Source organism: Tolypothrix sp. PCC 7712, from assembly GCF_025860405.1.
GTDB lineage: Bacteria > Cyanobacteriota > Cyanobacteriia > Cyanobacteriales > Nostocaceae > Aulosira > Aulosira diplosiphon.
On record NZ_CP063785.1, the window covers coordinates 8,481,349 to 8,496,391 of the forward strand.

The window sequence follows — 15,043 nt, forward strand, 5'->3', positions numbered from 1 at the left end:
ATACCCAATGCCCCATGCCCCATGCCCCATGCCCAATCCCTCACCTTTCCACAACAGTGCCGTTAGCACAAGCTTCTCCCGCAGTTCGGCTAGACAAAATACTTTGTGGAGTTAACAAAGTCAGTTGGCAAGTATCTTCTAAAAGCGGTAGTTTGTCTTCGGTGTCGTCTTTTTCTGTTGTGGGAGAGTCTTCAATTTCTGTAGCGTCAAGTAGCGGTTCTGCTTGCAGGTTAATATAGCCGTTAACTTCGCTTTTTACCTCATCTGTAGTGGTGATTTCAATATCCTCTAAATTTCCTTTTTCTTCTGGAGGGGATAATAGAGAAATATCAATTAAAGGTAACGCGATCGTCACTGTTGTACCTTGATTAAGTCCCGCACTTGTGAGAGTAATGGTACCTTTCATGAGTTCGATTAAGTTGCGTGAAATCGCCAACCCTAATCCTGTACCTTCAATTTTGCGGGTACTGGCACCATCTACCATCACAAAGGGGCGAAATAGCTTGTGCTGTTGGGCGGGATCAATCCCCATGCCTGTATCGGTGACATGAATTAACACCTGAGATTGATCGTTATTTGATTGCATTTCACAAGCGATCGTAATGCTTCCTTGTTCGGTGAATTTAGTTGCATTACCAATAACATTAATTAATACTTGCTTCAGTTTTGCTGCGTCTGCTTTCACAGGAATCAGTTCGCTACCCAAATCAGTTTTTAATTGCAAGCCTCTTTGTTGCACATTTACTGATTGAATATTGATTACTTCCAGCAGTAATTTTCGCAGGTCAAGCGGTTCTGTAACTACAGAAAGTTTACCAGCTTCAATTTTAGAAATATCAAGCAAATCATTAATAATTCCTAATAAATGAATTGCTGTTTCATCGGCACGCTTGAGAAATTCCATTTCTTCTTCCCGGTTATCACACAAACCATCGTGAACCAGGCGCACACAATTGATAATAATATTTAGCGGATTTCGCAATTCATGGGAAGTTGTGGCTAAAAATTGGCTTTTAACTTGGTTAGCAGTTTTTGCTTCTTTCCATGCAATTTCTAATTCTTCTGCCCAAGCTTTCAACCTCTCAACCATTTGGTCGAGGGCTTGTGCTAGTTGATTAAACTCCCGGATTTTAAAGTTATGTGGAACTGGTTGGGCACTGTGGTGGTTATAAATATTGAGTGCGTAATCGCGTAATTCTTCTACAGGGTTGGCAAGATAAGGCGCTAAATATAAAGATGCTAATAAGCTGGCACCTATTAAACCAACTGTTAAAACAATGAGAATTAGTTTGATTTCTTCTAAACCAAACAGAGCGCTATCTGTAGTAGTAACAGCTAAAACAATCCATTTTTGTGGAGATTGTTCTTGAAGAGGATTGCTAATTATTTTATAACCAGCTAATAGTTCTTTTCCTTCTTTAAAATACAAATTTGTAGAGCCAGTTTCCCCGATCACAGTATTTTTAATTGTGTTTTGGAGTTGGGTAGCATGACCATCTTCTTGAATGTTACTGCCCACTCTTTCTGGTGCTGGGTGCGCTAAAATTGTGCCATCTTCAGCAATGACTATCATCGAACCTGTCAGCGATCCCGGCTTACTAGCAGTTTGTTGATACAATGCCGACTGAAGACTTAAGCTATAAACTAATTTACCCCCCTGATCGTAAACTGGGGCAGTAAGTAATAGTTGCAATTGATTTTTGGTATCTCTTGTACCAGTTGTGCCTAGCTTAGGCGGTAAAACTACCTTAATATCAACTCCTTGGCTAGGTACAAATGAATTTTCTTCTCCTATGGGTTTGCCGTCACAACTACTAGCAACTATTTTGTTGGTTTGCAAATTTTTTAATTGAATACAATCAATTTTGCTTGGTAGTTGTTGTGATATTTTATTCAAAAATTCTTCCGTCTCTGCTGGAGAAGGAGACTCGATAATTTTTGTTTTGCTAATAATCAGCAAACTAGTCTTGAGGGTAGCGATCGCATCTGCAATCTTCTCCCCCTTCATAACGGCACTTTCGGTTAAATTTTGTTTAGCATTTTTTAATAGGCTATTCCGCGCCTTATTTAAGGCGGCCATCTCACCTATCAATAATACTGGCACAAACACCAGCAAGATTCTTGTCAATAATATACGCCGAAAGGATGATTGACGGGACTTAGCCATCTAACGTCTCACTTCGCATCTGCAAACCAAAACAGCCAAAGATATGCAATTAAACCAGCTAGATGAGACATTGCATTAAGTTATGACTACTTTATTGACAAATTCTAAAAATAACAAAGTTTGCATCTGCAAAATGAAACCTGGTATACCAAAACCTCCGGAGGTTAGATTTAAACAAGACTTGTGTTGCATATCTCTACAATAGGGAAATCACTAAACAGCAGCTTGCATATATGAATTTTTGGTAAATAACATACAGCAAGAAAAAATTCCAAATCTCAAAACAACTAAATGGTGCAACATCGTCCTCATACCACAGTGGTTTTGGCAATGAGTGCAGATGGCAAGATAGCAGATTTTAGGCGATCGCCTGCTCGTTTCGGCTCAAAGGCTGATAAAGCACACCTGGAAAAACAAATCGCTGCCTCTGATGCCACTCTCTTCGGTGCCAGTACTCTCCGTGCATACGGTACTACATTAACCGTATCACATCCAACATTGCTGCAAAATCGAACAAAAGCGGGCAAATCTACTCAGCCAGTTCATATAGTCATTACACAATCTGGTAACCTTAATCCGGAAATTCACTTTTTTCAACAACCGGTTCCACGTTGGTTGCTCACGACTACTGCCGGGGCAAGTTTTTGGCGAGGACGCTCAGAGTTTGAGCAGATTTTAGTTTTTGAAACACCACAGGGCAAGATAGACCTTCTTGCCACGCTGCAACACCTGGTTCTTCTACATATAACACGCTTAGTGATACTGGGAGGCGGGGAATTGGTAGCTTCAATGTTGGAATTAGACTTAATAGATGAATTATGGTTAACCGTATGTCCACTGATTTTGGCTGGTGCTACCGCACCCACACCTGCGGAAAGTACTGGATTCCCTGCTAATTTAGCACCCCGCCTCGAACTTCTAGAGGTTAACCAGGTCGATCAAGAAGTGTTTTTACACTATCGCCTGCAACGACCAGCATCTTAGATTACCCTAAAAAAGATTGGGTATTGGAAATTGGGCATGGGGCATAGGGCATAGGGCATAGGGCATAGGGCATAGGGCATTGGTAATTGCTAACAGTAATTTTTCCATCTCCCTCATCTCCCTCATCTCCCTCATCTTCCTCACCCCCAGTCCCCAATCCCCAGTCCCCAGTCCCCAGTCCCCATTCCCTGAGACGATGGTAGAAAAACTGAAACCTCGCTATTCTATTGCTTGGATCAGCAAAATTGCTGAGATACCTCAAGAAGCTTGGGATGCTTTAGCATTGCCCCTCAAAACTCCGTTTTTAGAGTGGGAGTGGCTGAATAATCTGGAAACATCCCACAGTGCTACCAGAAAAACTGGTTGGTTACCAAATCACTTAACCTTATGGCGCGACAGAACCCTGATTGCTGCGGCTCCACTTTATTTAAAAGGACATAGTGCAGGGGAATTTGTCTTCGATCACCAGTGGGCAAGTTTAGCAGAACGCATTGGGGTAGATTATTACCCGAAATTGTTGGGAATGACACCTTTTACTCCAGCTGAAGGCTATCGCTTTTTAATTGCGCCTGGCGAAGATGAGGATGAAATTACAGCCATGATGGTGCATGAGATAGACTCTTTTTGCTCCCAACATCGCATCTCTGGGTGTCATTTTCTCTATGTCGATCCCAAATGGCGTGCTGTGCTAGAACGGCAAGGTTTTAGCAGTTGGTTGCATCACAGTTACATTTGGGAAAATGATGGATTTAAGAATTTTGATGATTACCTAGCTGTATTCAACGCCAATCAACGCCGCAATATTAAGCGGGAACGCAAAGCAGTGGAAAAAGCAGGTTTAATACTGCAACCACTGACGGGTGATGAAATTCCCCATTCTTTGTTTCCCTTGATGTACCAGTTCTATGCCGATACCTGTGATAAGTTCGGTTGGTGGGGTAGTAAATACCTGACAAAACGCTTTTTTGAGCAATTACATAGCAATTATCGCCATCGCGTCGTGTTTTTCGCTGCTTATAGCGAGCAAGATAATCGTCACCCCATAGGAATGTCTTTTTGTTTATATAAAGGTGATAGATTATATGGTCGCTATTGGGGCAGTTTTCAAGAGATAGATTGTCTACATTTTGATGCTTGCTATTACTCGCCAATTGAGTGGGCGATCGCTAACGATATTCAAATGTTTGATCCTGGTGCTGGTGGAAGACACAAAAAACGGCGCGGCTTTCCCGCCAAGGCAAATCAGAGTTTGCACCGCTTTTACAATGCCCGTTTAGAGCAAATTTTACTGCCTTATATTCGGGAAGTTAATCAACTCGAACAGCAAGAAATTGAAGCGATGAATGCCGAGTTACCTTTTAGTAACCGCAATTCTTAGCTATCAGAAATGGCAAAATTATGCAGAATCTACAGGAAGTGATGAACATAAGAATTACACTGGAAATGGAGTAGAAAAAAATTTGCAGAAATCTGATTTAAATAATGACTATGGATTTGATGGTAGAAGACTTGGCTGCAATTGACGATCAGCTGTCTCAGCGTCATATTGACCTTGACCCTAGCGGATATTTCATTATCTACTTGGATCGGGAGGCAAAGTTAATTTATGCCAAGCATTTTACAAATGTAATTGATGAGCATGGTTTAGCTGTAGATCCCGAAACCGGGAAGGTAATTCCGGCTAAAGGTAAAGTCCAAAGAACTCATACAACTGTATTTAGTGGGAGAACAGCTAAAGAACTTTGCGTCAAAATATTTGAAGAAACTCAGCCCTGTCCAGTCAGTTTTTTAGACCATGCAGCCTATTTAGGTAGAGAATTTGTGCGCGCTGAGGTCGCTTTAGTGACAGGGCAAGAGTACATTCAAGATTAAACTGAAATGCTCATTGTTGACCGTTAACAGTTGACGGTTAACAGTCAACAGTCAACTATTAACCATTATTTGATGGTTGATTAACTTGGTAAAGATAGTAAGTTGCCATTGGGATAACAGTAGCGGCAATTAATAGCCCTACTACCCAAGCAGTAGCATTACCTTTATCTTTGTTAGTTTCTTCTGCTGTCTTAAATGTGCCTTCTACCTGCACATTCTCAACTATTTTTGGCGGGCCGGGATCGGTTTCTCCAGAGAGAACAGCGACTAGGCGATCGCTCGCATCTAAAAACGCTTGGTTGTATTTGTTACCATCGCGTAATGGTGCCATCACGGTTTCAGAAGCGACACTCTCAGCAATAGAGTCTGTCAGCAAGGACTTGACTTTATCACCTGTAATAATGGCAGTACCATTTGTCACAGTGTCAATCACCAATAAAGTTTGATTGGCTTGCGCTTCTTTGGTGGGGAACCATTTTTCAAACAATGCTTTGGCGAAACTTTCTGGTGTTTCTCCATAGTCAAGTCGGCGGATGGTGACAATTCGGGTTTCGTATCCAGTTTTTTTCGCTAAATCCGATAAAGTGCTGCTAATCTTACCTTCATTGATCCGGCTGATTGCGTCGGCTTCATCTACAACCCAGGTGCTATTATCAGCTGCTAGGTCAGGTATTTGATATGCACCAGTAGCTAACGCCGATGGTACAACTAGAAAAGAAACTAGAGCGATCGCTATAAGTGGCAGAAGTAGCCTAATGAGGTATTTTTGAATGATGATTACTTGGTTGAGGAGCTGTTTCATTGGGTAAACCTTAAGACAGTCTTGCACCAAAAATACTACACAACCAATGTCAAAATCACCTGGTTGATAGGTTTTTACTTGGGGAAGTTTTCGCGACACCCCAAAGATAGATTTTATAAAAGAAATTTTTGTGGCTTAGTTACGGACTAGCTACCAAAAAGGAACACCGCCCTATTTAGGGATTTATCTAAATTGGGCGGAATTTGCAAACCATGACGGCATAATATCACGTAATTGACATTTATTGTTAAATAGCTAAGTTTATTTAATATTTGCGGCTCTTTACCTGCTTAATTCTCACCAAGGTAATATCTGCATTTTGCTGAGAGTGAGGATTTGTGCTTTTTTGCTATGTTCTTGAGAAAATATTAATCATAAAAATTGCGCCACAGCATTGAAGCAAAACTTGAGGAGTAATACAGAAGCGATCGCTCTTTTACTTGTTTTCCCTTAATTGCTGCACAAACTCATAATGTTCTGGTGACTTTAATCCAGCTTGCACTAACTCTAAAACCTGCGCCATCTGATTATTTAATAGTGCCTCAACTGCTAACCACAAACCTGGAAACACCTGAGAGCGAATAATTCCATCTGTATCGGGAGATAGTAATTGATAGTCGCCATCGGTGAGGTAAAACCATTCAATTTGATTTTCGTAAGATTGCCAGATTACGTACTCCAGCACCCCGTTACGGCGATAAGCCTGTTTTTTGCTACCCCGATCAATCGCGGCGCTACTGGCGGCAATTTCCACAATTAACTCAGGTGCGCCTTCAATATAGCCATCGCTACTCAATCGCGTTTGCCCACCTACAGCAGATTCAAGAAACAGTACTGCATCTGGTTGTGGTTCGTTATCTAGATCCAGGCGTACCGTGGGTTCAACGCTTAAGTCCACACCAGGAGTCAGGGATTGGTAAACTCCTAACCAAGTTAGGACTCGGCTGTGAGGTTTGCCATGCTGTTCATGTCTTAAGGGAGATGCCACGTAAACAATTCCTTCAATCAGTTCTGCTTTCTTGATGTGGGGTGCAGCTTCATAGCGCCGTTCAAATTCTGGACGAGTCAGGCGATCGCCACTTTGAAGCGGCGGTAGATTTCGTTGTGACGAATTGGATTGTATTTCGGGTGAGTACTCTCTAACCATTTGCCAATCCTCAAAGTTGCCGAATCATCCTCACTCTAGCAAAGCTGTGTATGAAGAAAAAGAGATTAATTTACACTGCTAAACTTGTAGCTAAAGGCAACTAACGTTAGCAAAAAAGCACGAGGAAAAGTTTAATGAATACTGTTGTCCTCAATCTCGAACCGATTGCTCATTTAACTGATGAGCAATTTTATCAATTGTGTATTGCTAATAAAGATTTAAGCCTAGAAATGAATGCAGCAGGAGAATTAATCATTGTGCCACCAGTAGGAGGAGAAAGCGGAAATCAAGAAGCAGACTTAATTACAGACTTAAATAATTGGAACCGTCAAGCCAAATTAGGCAAAGTTTGTAGTTCTTCAACTATTTTTATCCTGCCAAATGCTGCCAAACGTTCTCCTGATGCAGCTTGGGTAAAGTTGGAACGCTGGGAAGCTTTAACACCAGAACAGCGAAAAAAATTTCCGCCACTTGTACCTGATTTTGCCATTGAACTGCGTTCTGAAACAGATAGGCTAAAAACTCTGCAAGACAAAATGCAGGAATATATAGAAAATGGTTTGCGTTTAGGTTGGCTGATTAATCTTCAAGATGCAAGAGTAGAAATTTATCGCCTCAATCAAGCTGTAGAAATTGTACAAATGCCAGCAATTCTTTCTGGAGAAGATATATTACCTGGGTTTGATTTGCAAGTTTAGCTAATAAAAAAGGCTAAAGTATCAAGTCTAAAGTCTGAAATGAAGAAACTGATACAAGTAAGGCAATGGCATCTGTTGCAGGAGATGATTAGACTCTGGCGGCGGTTGGCGATAGAATTCCATAGCAATTGATGCTTGGCTCATCAGATAAATTTTATGACTATCATCCTCACTAACGACGACGGTATCGATGCTCCTGGAATTAAAGCACTGCTCAAAGCTGTCAAGGACAAAAATGTAATTATTGCTGCGCCAAGAGATCATCAATCTGGCTGTGGACATCAAGTTACCACAACTCGCCCCATCACCCTCCAGCGACGTTCGCAAACTGAATATGCGATCGCAGGTACTCCCGCTGATTGTGTGAGAATTGCAATATCACAAATTAGTGAAGATATTAAATTTGTGTTGTCGGGAATCAATGCTGGGGGAAACTTAGGCGTAGATGCCTATATTTCTGGTACTGTGGCGGCGGTGCGAGAAGCAGCGATGAATGGGATTGGGGGAATTGCGATTTCTCACTATCGCAAAGCCAAGCAAAATTTTGACTGGGAATTCGCGGCTAAGTTAACAGCCGAAGTTTTAGCTGACTTACTCCAGCGTCCCCTAGAACTTGGAACTTTTTGGAACGTCAATCTCCCGCATCTACAACCAGGAGAACCAGAACCAGAAGTAGTCTTTTGCCAACCCTGTACCAAAGCTTTACCAATTAACTATCGGGTTGAAGGGGATGATTTTTATTATGTCGGCGAATACGGCAAACGCGATCGCACCCCCGGTAGCGATGTCGATATTTGTTTCTCCGGGAACATTGCTGTTACCAAATTAAGGGTTTAATTTTGGGGTTTGGTAATGGGTAATTGGTAATTGGTAATGGGTAATTGGGTGTTTGAGAGAGAAGAGGGTATTCTTTGGAATTTTGAATTGTTTCATATTCCCAATCCCCATTACCCCTTATCCCCAGAGGGGGCCCCGAGTTCCCCAGTCCCCAATCCCCAGTCCCCAGTCCCCAATCCCCAATCACTCCTCATCCGAACCTTGTAACAGAATCATCAGTTTATCCAAGGTTTGTGTTAGTTGGCTGAGTTTTTGTAAGGAATCATCTTGAGATTCTGCCAAGGTTTGTACCGCATCACACAAAGCAAAAATTTGATAACCCTGTTGCTGTAGCTGCTTTCCTTGTTCTTCTACTTGTACGCTGAGAGTCTCCAATCTTTGCGCGAGACTCTCAATTGTCTCTGTTGTAGAAAGTACTGCTTCTCCGATTTGTTCAACAATCGATTCTAAGCGAGTAATTTTAACTTCCACACTTGTTGAAACCATTTATTTACCACCCCAATTTTGAGCGCCCAATACAGTCATATCCTTACGGATATTGAATAATTTAATATACGCATTAACACCAGGTATCTGCCACGTTATCAAAGATAATTGATAGTTCTTAGGTATTCACTCGGTTGTTAATTCAGGGAGAATTAACTTGATTCCGGATAGTGATAATTATGTAGTCAAATTTCACTAGATAGATTTAATCAACTTTATCCCAAAAATATAAAAAAGCAGAAGATCAGCGAGCTAATTAAAGATTAAGTAAATTTACGGTAAAAACACAAATTGTAAATACACTTAAGTATATATTCAAATAAAGGTTAGGTAATTCTACTTTTTTACCTTGGTATTAGGCGGGATCATGTACCCCACACACTCACACAGCATTGTTCACAATGCAAATTTAACAGCTTGGGAATTACAATTTATTCCTCACCCATCTTTAAAATCAAAATTTAAACGGTTTCTAGACATTTTAGGTAGCTTAGTTGGGCTATTGATTTTAGCAATTATATTTGTACCAATAGCAATTGCGATCAAACTCGATAGTCCAGGGCCAATTTTCTTTGTCCAAAAGCGCTATGGTCTGCGAGGTAAACCATTTATTATACGGAAATTCCGTTCAATGGTTACAAATGCAGAGCATTTAAAATCTTTAGTTAAAAATGAAGCAAAAGGACTCATATTTAAAAATCAAAATGATTTTAGAGTCACTAAGGTAGGACGGTTTTTAAGACGCACCAGCTTAGATGAATTGCCTCAATTTTGGAACGTTCTCATCGGTGAAATGAGTTTAGTAGGTACACGTCCACCAACCTATGATGAAGTGGCTAACTACACACCACGTCATTGGCAACGCTTAAATGTCAAACCTGGTTTAACTGGCGAATGGCAAGTCAATGGTCGTTCTCAAATCACAGATTTTGAACAAATCGTTGATTTAGATCTGCGTTACCAGCGAAATTGGCATATATTTTACGACTTATTTTTGATTGGAAAAACATTTTATGTGATTTTCCATAAAGTCGGAGCCTGCTAATTACCAGATAAAACGTAAAGTTTATCAGTCCTTCAGTAGCACCTAAAAAATCAAGTTTTTTGGGTGCTACTCGCTTTAGCTTAGGAAGGAAAACATTACAGAGTAAATTGCATTGCCTAAAAATGCCATACTAATGGCACAAACCGCTAATCCCACAAAATCAATTTTATTTAATAGCATGGGGTAAGTTTTTTTGGCACTCATGATCACTGCACATTGAGTTACAGTAACGCCCAGTATGTAAATAACTAAGGGCATTATTTCTGTATTAATGAGCGATTCAGCACCAGCATAACCGTGAAACAAGCCTGCGATCGCACCCAGCACTGAAAGTAACAGCCAATTCGGTTGAATTGACATGATTAACATAGCGCCAATAGCGATAGTGGAAGCTGCAATCCCGATTTCCGCACCTACTAAATTGGCATAGAACAGATGAATCACTGTCCCAAACACCGAGGCTGACAAAAAAGATGCAGCAATCAAAGCACCACGATTCATTCCGGCGCAGAGTAAGCCAATGGCTACAAGGCTAGCCAGACTATTCAAACTAACCACTGGATTCGCGATTCCCCAAAGCAAGCCTTCCCAGGAGTTAGAGATAGACTGATGAATCGGCAATCCGCTCAACGAACATAGTAAGCTCAGTAATATTAAAGCTGCGATCGCTCCAGCATAACGACGCTTTAAGGCTGTAGCAGATGTTGATAACTCAATTGTTAACATCAATTTATACCAAATAAATTTTTTGGTACTTTATATTGCCCAAATTTCTCTAAAAGTTAACATGGTATTTATAAACTTCTTTTCTATTTCCGTAATAATACTGGTATCGAGTATAAAAAACTAGGACTTGCTCATCAAGGGACAAATTCCCATTACCGATTACCGATTACCGATTACCGATTACCGATTACCGATTACCGATTACCGATTACCGATTACCGATTACCGATTACCGATTACCAATTACCAATTACCAATTACCAATTACCAATTACCAATTACCAATTACCAATTACCAATTACCAATTACCAATTACCAATTTTGAATCGGAAGCTTCATCAAAATCGGAATCTGAATTTGGAATTCTGTACCTTCATCTGGTGCTGAAAGGCAGAGTAAATGACCATTATGCATCTGAATAATTTGGTAACTTGCTGTCATTCCAAGGCCTGTCCCCGAACCAACAGGTTTATTAGTAAAGAAGGGATCGAAGACTTTTTTTCTGACCTCTTCGGTCATCCCACAACCATTATCAATAATCCGAATCATTATTTCATCACTATTTAAAGCTTCAGTAATAATCGTAATTTTTCCCTGATATGCATCTAAACTATTAATTTTTGTCTTTATTACTAAATTTATAGCATCGATAGCATTATTTAAAATATACATAAACACCTGATTAAGTTGCCCAGGGTAGCATTCTATTTTGGGTAAATCACCATATTGTTTAATAAGTTGTATATCTGGATTACCAGCTTTACCTTTCAAGTTACTTCTTAACAGTAGCAGTGTACTATCAAGTCCTTCATGAACATTTACTTGTTTGATTTCCGCTTCATCTAATCGTGAAAAAGTTCTTAAAGATTGAACTATTTCACTAATACGATTTGCTCCATTGGTCATAGAATACAAGACTCTCGGTAGGTCTTTTTGAATAAAATCTAAATCAATTTCATCAGTATAATCTTGAATCTCTGTTGGAGGTTGGGAATAGTTTTCTTGGTACAGTGAAATCAAATTAATCAAGCTTTCAGAATATTCATTAGCAATAATAGTATTGCCATAAATGAAATTCACTGGATTATTGATTTCATGGGCAACACCTGCAACTAATTGTCCCAGAGAAGACATTTTTTCAGTTTGTACTAATTGAGCTTGGGTATTTGCCAGTTTCTGAAGCGCAATTTGCAACTGTGCAGCTTGCTCTTGGGCTATCGCAGCATTTTCCTGAGATTGTGTCATAGCTGCTTTTAATTCAGATGTTCGTTCTTCTACTCTAATTTCTAACTCTTGTTTGGCTTTCAAAAGTGCTTCTTCTACCGATTTTCGCTCAAGAATTTCCATTTTGAGTTGAGAGTTAGCTGCTTCTAATTGAGCTGGGCTTGGTAAAGCTAATGCTTGGGGAACAATTGGTACTAAAATAATAGCTGTGTAAACCGAAACTGACGCTGTAAAAAATTTAATAGCGCCAGATAACCAATAAGTCGGATGCCATAGTGTCCACACTTCCATCACATGGGTTGTACCGCAAGAAACAATAAATGTTCCAAATAATAAAAGTATCCATTTGAAGGGGAAATCCTCTCGTTTCTGTGCAAAGTAAACAAGGGTAATAGGGATAGAATAATAAGCTATGGCAATTAAAGAATCAGATATAATGTGCAACCACACTAATTTCGGTTGCCAAAGATAACAATGACCATGTGGGATAAATAAGCCATCACCAAAAAAGCTTTGCAATAATTCCAGCATTGATGTGCTATTAAGTATAATTTGTGCTACATTTCACACAAATTATACGCGCACTAGAAACAATTGTCTTTTAGTTATATGAGGTAGGGTGTGTTGTCGCGCAGCGCAAGGCACCAAAAGCTTGCTGACAAAGCAATTTTGCGTATTAGAAAAGTTGGGAGATGTGCGTTACGCTATTTATCTTGAGATAAATGCCAAATCTTAATAATATTATCAGCACTACCACCGCTAGCAATAGTTTTACCATCAGGGCTGATTGCCACAGAATAAATATAACCAGAATCTCGCTTCAAAGTCCTAATTTCTTTTCCTGTTGCTGTATCCCATAATTTGATAGTGTTATCACTACTGCCACTGATCAGGGTAAAATTATTTGTGGTTTTACTATCTCCTATTTTGGGTACATAAACCACAGAATTTACCTTATCAGTATGACCCTTTAAAGTACGAATCGTTTCTCCTGTTACCAAATTCCATAATTTAATTGACTTATCTTTACTGCCACTAGCTAAAGTCAAACCATCAGGGCTAAAAGCTACAGAAATAATTAACTCTGAATGTCCTACAAAATTCCGAATTTCTTTTCCTGTGGCTACATTCCACAATTTAATTGTTTTGTCCCAACTGCCACTAGCAAGGGTGCTACCATCAGGACTAAAAGCCACTGCAGAAACTGCCTGTTTATGTCCTTTTAAGGTGCGAATTAGCTGACCGTTTGAGACATTCCAGAGGTTAATTGTCTTATCGATGCTGCTACTAGCTAATGTTTTACCATCCGGGCTAAAAGCTATCGATGAAATTCCATCAGTATGTGCTTTTAATGTGTGGATTACTTCCCCATTAGCAAGATTCCACAGTTTAATAGTCTTATCTGCACTACCACTAGCTAAGGTTTTACCATCAGGACTAAAAGCCACAGCCCAAATCCATTTTTTGTGTCCCTTGAGAGTTCTAATTTCCTGATTGCTGCTCAGATTCCACAACTTAATTGTATTATCATCACTGCCACTAGCTAGAGTTAAACCATCAGAGGCAAAGGCGACAGTATTAACATCACTAGCATGACCTTTAAGAGTTTGCGGTTGATCAGCATTTTCTGTAACGTTTGCTGGTTGACTAGGGTTAGCAAATCTAGTTACTTGTTGGGGACGAGATTGTAAATACCAAATTCCACCTAATCCCAGTAGTAAAATAGCAGTACTGATGAATAGTCGATGTTGAAGATAGAAGTTTTGAGTAGGGGATGCAGGTTCGATAATTGTTGGTGGTACTAGTAAAGGCTTATATGTTAAGTCTTGAATCACTTCATCGGCTGAATGATAACGCTGGTTAATTTCTGTTTTTAAAAGTTTGTCTAGCACCTGATCCACATTGACATTTAAAGCTACTCCATCCCTATCTTGATTTGCTAAATATTCGTGCCAAGAATTAACCCAACTGTAGCCTTTTTGCATCCACAGTTGCGACGGTCGAATTCCACTGAGTAAATGAAAGCAAGTTACACCCAAACTAAATAAATCGCTCGATGGATAAGCTTTCCCATCCTGCATTTGTTCAATGGGAGTATAACCATGAGAGCCAATAGTAGTGCCAATTTGAGTATGTACTGTTGCTGTTAATTGTTTTGAGGAACCGAAATCTATTAAGACTAGTCGCCCATCAATTTGACGGCGAATAATATTTTGGGGTTTGATATCCCGATGAATGACACCACGCTCATGAATAAACTTGAGCACGGGTAGTAAATCTAGCAAAAGTTCGACTATTTTACTTTTGTTGTAAATTATCCCTTGTCGTAATTCTTGGAGTAAATTATGCCCATTGATATATTGCTGTACTAAAAACAGATAATTATCTTGTTCAAAGTATGCTAAAAGTGTAGGAATTTGCGGATGTTCCCCTAATTTTTGCAGTTGTTTAGCTTCATCTTTAAATAGCTCAACAGCTTTCTTTAATGTAGAAGAATCCTGGATTTTAGGTGCAAATTGTTTAACTACACACCATTCGTTTAGCTTGTCCGCATCTTCCGCTAGATAGGTTCTACCAAATCCCCCCTCATCAGATAGTACTTTAATTACACGATAACGGCCCCTTAATAACGAGATCAATGGTTGATGACAACTTAGGCAAACTTCTTGCCTATCTTGATTTAGAGGATTGGGGCAATCGGGATTCAGACAGCAGATCATACTGGGAACCCATTTGCAGTTTGTGTATATATTAATTCATGACTAATAATTTTGCTATTAAGTTGCCAAAATTATTTTTTTGTAATCAGAAAGTAATCTATAGGTAACTTAGCAATTTAGAATTAAAAAATAAATTCTTTTTAGAGTACTACCAGCAGCATCCTCACTGTTGAATATGGTTTGTTGTGGATGAGCATATATACTCTCACTATTTCAGGGTGAAGTAATTTTGCATTTTGAATGGGATGACACCATTCAGATTTTTTGGGTTGGGCAATGATTTTTAGCCCAATTGCAGTGCCTAGCCTCAGCTTAATTGAGGCAATAAATGAGG

The 15,043-nt window shown here is 39.7% G+C and carries 15 protein-coding genes; 6 read left to right on the forward strand and 9 right to left on the reverse strand.

Annotated elements, in window-relative coordinates:
• Window positions 1-40 precede the first annotated feature (40 nt).
• Entirely contained in the window at window positions 41-2,167 is a 2,127-nt protein-coding gene (locus tag HGR01_RS34555; RefSeq protein WP_045873297.1) for a sensor histidine kinase, read from the reverse strand.
• 291 nt (window positions 2,168-2,458) lie between these two features.
• Here HGR01_RS34555 and HGR01_RS34560 point away from each other — a divergent pair, with 291 nt between their 5' ends.
• Complete coding sequence (locus HGR01_RS34560; protein WP_045873298.1) at window positions 2,459-3,151, forward strand: RibD family protein; 693 nt, start codon at window positions 2,459-2,461, stop codon at window positions 3,149-3,151.
• 1 nt (window position 3,152) lies between these two features.
• On the opposite strand, the gene HGR01_RS34565 is transcribed toward HGR01_RS34560, so the two are convergent.
• The gene (locus HGR01_RS34565; RefSeq protein WP_096621927.1) at window positions 3,153-3,308 is read right to left on the reverse strand and encodes a histidine kinase; all 156 of its coding nucleotides are present in this window, start codon (window positions 3,306-3,308) and stop codon (window positions 3,153-3,155) included.
• A 39-nt stretch (window positions 3,309-3,347) separates the two neighbouring features.
• Here HGR01_RS34565 and HGR01_RS34570 point away from each other — a divergent pair, with 39 nt between their 5' ends.
• Together HGR01_RS34570 and HGR01_RS34575 are read left to right on the forward strand one after the other, a co-directional pair.
• The gene (locus HGR01_RS34570; RefSeq protein ID WP_045873299.1) at window positions 3,348-4,529 is read left to right on the forward strand and encodes a GNAT family N-acetyltransferase; all 1,182 of its coding nucleotides are present in this window, start codon (window positions 3,348-3,350) and stop codon (window positions 4,527-4,529) included.
• Window positions 4,530-4,639: 110 nt separating this feature from the next.
• Window positions 4,640-5,023: a DUF4346 domain-containing protein gene (locus tag HGR01_RS34575; protein WP_045873300.1), complete on the forward strand. Its 384-nt coding sequence runs from the start codon at window positions 4,640-4,642 to the stop codon at window positions 5,021-5,023.
• A gap of 58 nt (window positions 5,024-5,081) precedes the next feature.
• Here HGR01_RS34575 and psb32 read toward each other — a convergent pair whose 3' ends face one another.
• Both psb32 and HGR01_RS34585 read right to left on the reverse strand, forming a co-directional pair.
• On the reverse strand, window positions 5,082-5,825 hold the full coding sequence (gene psb32, locus HGR01_RS34580) for a photosystem II repair protein Psb32 (protein ID WP_045873443.1): 744 nt from the start codon (window positions 5,823-5,825) through the stop codon (window positions 5,082-5,084).
• Window positions 5,826-6,261: 436 nt separating this feature from the next.
• Complete coding sequence (locus HGR01_RS34585; protein WP_194007944.1) at window positions 6,262-6,972, reverse strand: Uma2 family endonuclease; 711 nt, start codon at window positions 6,970-6,972, stop codon at window positions 6,262-6,264.
• A gap of 134 nt (window positions 6,973-7,106) precedes the next feature.
• Here HGR01_RS34585 and HGR01_RS34590 point away from each other — a divergent pair, with 134 nt between their 5' ends.
• Together HGR01_RS34590 and surE are read left to right on the forward strand one after the other, a co-directional pair.
• Entirely contained in the window at window positions 7,107-7,670 is a 564-nt protein-coding gene (locus HGR01_RS34590; protein WP_045873301.1) for a Uma2 family endonuclease, read from the forward strand.
• A gap of 156 nt (window positions 7,671-7,826) precedes the next feature.
• Window positions 7,827-8,507: a 5'/3'-nucleotidase SurE gene (surE, locus tag HGR01_RS34595; protein ID WP_045873302.1), complete on the forward strand. Its 681-nt coding sequence runs from the start codon at window positions 7,827-7,829 to the stop codon at window positions 8,505-8,507.
• Here the strand turns inward: surE and HGR01_RS34600 are convergent.
• Complete coding sequence (locus tag HGR01_RS34600) at window positions 8,496-8,618, reverse strand: alpha/beta hydrolase (protein ID WP_264264673.1); 123 nt, start codon at window positions 8,616-8,618, stop codon at window positions 8,496-8,498. The two genes, surE and HGR01_RS34600, sit on opposite strands and share 12 nt — an antisense overlap.
• A 72-nt stretch (window positions 8,619-8,690) precedes the next feature.
• The gene (locus HGR01_RS34605; protein WP_045873304.1) at window positions 8,691-8,993 is read right to left on the reverse strand and encodes a hypothetical protein; all 303 of its coding nucleotides are present in this window, start codon (window positions 8,991-8,993) and stop codon (window positions 8,691-8,693) included.
• Between the two features lie 367 nt (window positions 8,994-9,360).
• Here HGR01_RS34605 and HGR01_RS34610 point away from each other — a divergent pair, with 367 nt between their 5' ends.
• On the forward strand, window positions 9,361-10,038 hold the full coding sequence (locus HGR01_RS34610; protein ID WP_045873305.1) for a sugar transferase: 678 nt from the start codon (window positions 9,361-9,363) through the stop codon (window positions 10,036-10,038).
• Between the two features lie 75 nt (window positions 10,039-10,113).
• Here HGR01_RS34610 and HGR01_RS34615 read toward each other — a convergent pair whose 3' ends face one another.
• From HGR01_RS34615 to HGR01_RS34625, 3 genes are all read right to left on the reverse strand, one after another.
• The gene (locus HGR01_RS34615; protein ID WP_045873306.1) at window positions 10,114-10,764 is read right to left on the reverse strand and encodes a HupE/UreJ family protein; all 651 of its coding nucleotides are present in this window, start codon (window positions 10,762-10,764) and stop codon (window positions 10,114-10,116) included.
• A 313-nt stretch (window positions 10,765-11,077) separates the two neighbouring features.
• A complete protein-coding gene (locus HGR01_RS34620) occupies window positions 11,078-12,520 on the reverse strand; it encodes a sensor histidine kinase (RefSeq protein ID WP_081584112.1) in 1,443 nt (480 codons plus the stop codon).
• 173 nt (window positions 12,521-12,693) lie between these two features.
• Window positions 12,694-14,709, reverse strand: coding sequence for a serine/threonine-protein kinase (locus tag HGR01_RS34625; protein WP_045873307.1), 2,016 nt, complete (start codon window positions 14,707-14,709; stop codon window positions 12,694-12,696).
• Between the last annotated feature and the right edge of the window lie 334 nt (window positions 14,710-15,043).

What these genes read in the sequence shown, in the direction of transcription:
- HGR01_RS34555 (WP_045873297.1), bottom strand. Translation starts at nt 2,167, where the DNA reads ATGGCTAAGTCCCGTCAATCATCCTTTCGGCGTATATTATTGACAAGA.
- HGR01_RS34560 (WP_045873298.1), top strand. Translation starts at nt 2,459, where the DNA reads ATGGTGCAACATCGTCCTCATACCACAGTGGTTTTGGCAATGAGTGCA.
- HGR01_RS34570 (WP_045873299.1), top strand. Translation starts at nt 3,348, where the DNA reads ATGGTAGAAAAACTGAAACCTCGCTATTCTATTGCTTGGATCAGCAAA.
- HGR01_RS34575 (WP_045873300.1), top strand. Translation starts at nt 4,640, where the DNA reads ATGGATTTGATGGTAGAAGACTTGGCTGCAATTGACGATCAGCTGTCT.
- psb32 (WP_045873443.1), bottom strand. Translation starts at nt 5,825, where the DNA reads ATGAAACAGCTCCTCAACCAAGTAATCATCATTCAAAAATACCTCATT.
- HGR01_RS34585 (WP_194007944.1), bottom strand. Translation starts at nt 6,972, where the DNA reads ATGGTTAGAGAGTACTCACCCGAAATACAATCCAATTCGTCACAACGA.
- HGR01_RS34590 (WP_045873301.1), top strand. Translation starts at nt 7,107, where the DNA reads ATGAATACTGTTGTCCTCAATCTCGAACCGATTGCTCATTTAACTGAT.
- surE (WP_045873302.1), top strand. Translation starts at nt 7,827, where the DNA reads ATGACTATCATCCTCACTAACGACGACGGTATCGATGCTCCTGGAATT.
- HGR01_RS34600 (WP_264264673.1), bottom strand. Translation starts at nt 8,618, where the DNA reads ATGGGGATTGGGAATATGAAACAATTCAAAATTCCAAAGAATACCCTC.
- HGR01_RS34605 (WP_045873304.1), bottom strand. Translation starts at nt 8,993, where the DNA reads ATGGTTTCAACAAGTGTGGAAGTTAAAATTACTCGCTTAGAATCGATT.
- HGR01_RS34610 (WP_045873305.1), top strand. Translation starts at nt 9,361, where the DNA reads ATGTACCCCACACACTCACACAGCATTGTTCACAATGCAAATTTAACA.
- HGR01_RS34615 (WP_045873306.1), bottom strand. Translation starts at nt 10,764, where the DNA reads ATGTTAACAATTGAGTTATCAACATCTGCTACAGCCTTAAAGCGTCGT.
- HGR01_RS34620 (WP_081584112.1), bottom strand. Translation starts at nt 12,520, where the DNA reads ATGCTGGAATTATTGCAAAGCTTTTTTGGTGATGGCTTATTTATCCCA.
- HGR01_RS34625 (WP_045873307.1), bottom strand. Translation starts at nt 14,709, where the DNA reads ATGATCTGCTGTCTGAATCCCGATTGCCCCAATCCTCTAAATCAAGAT.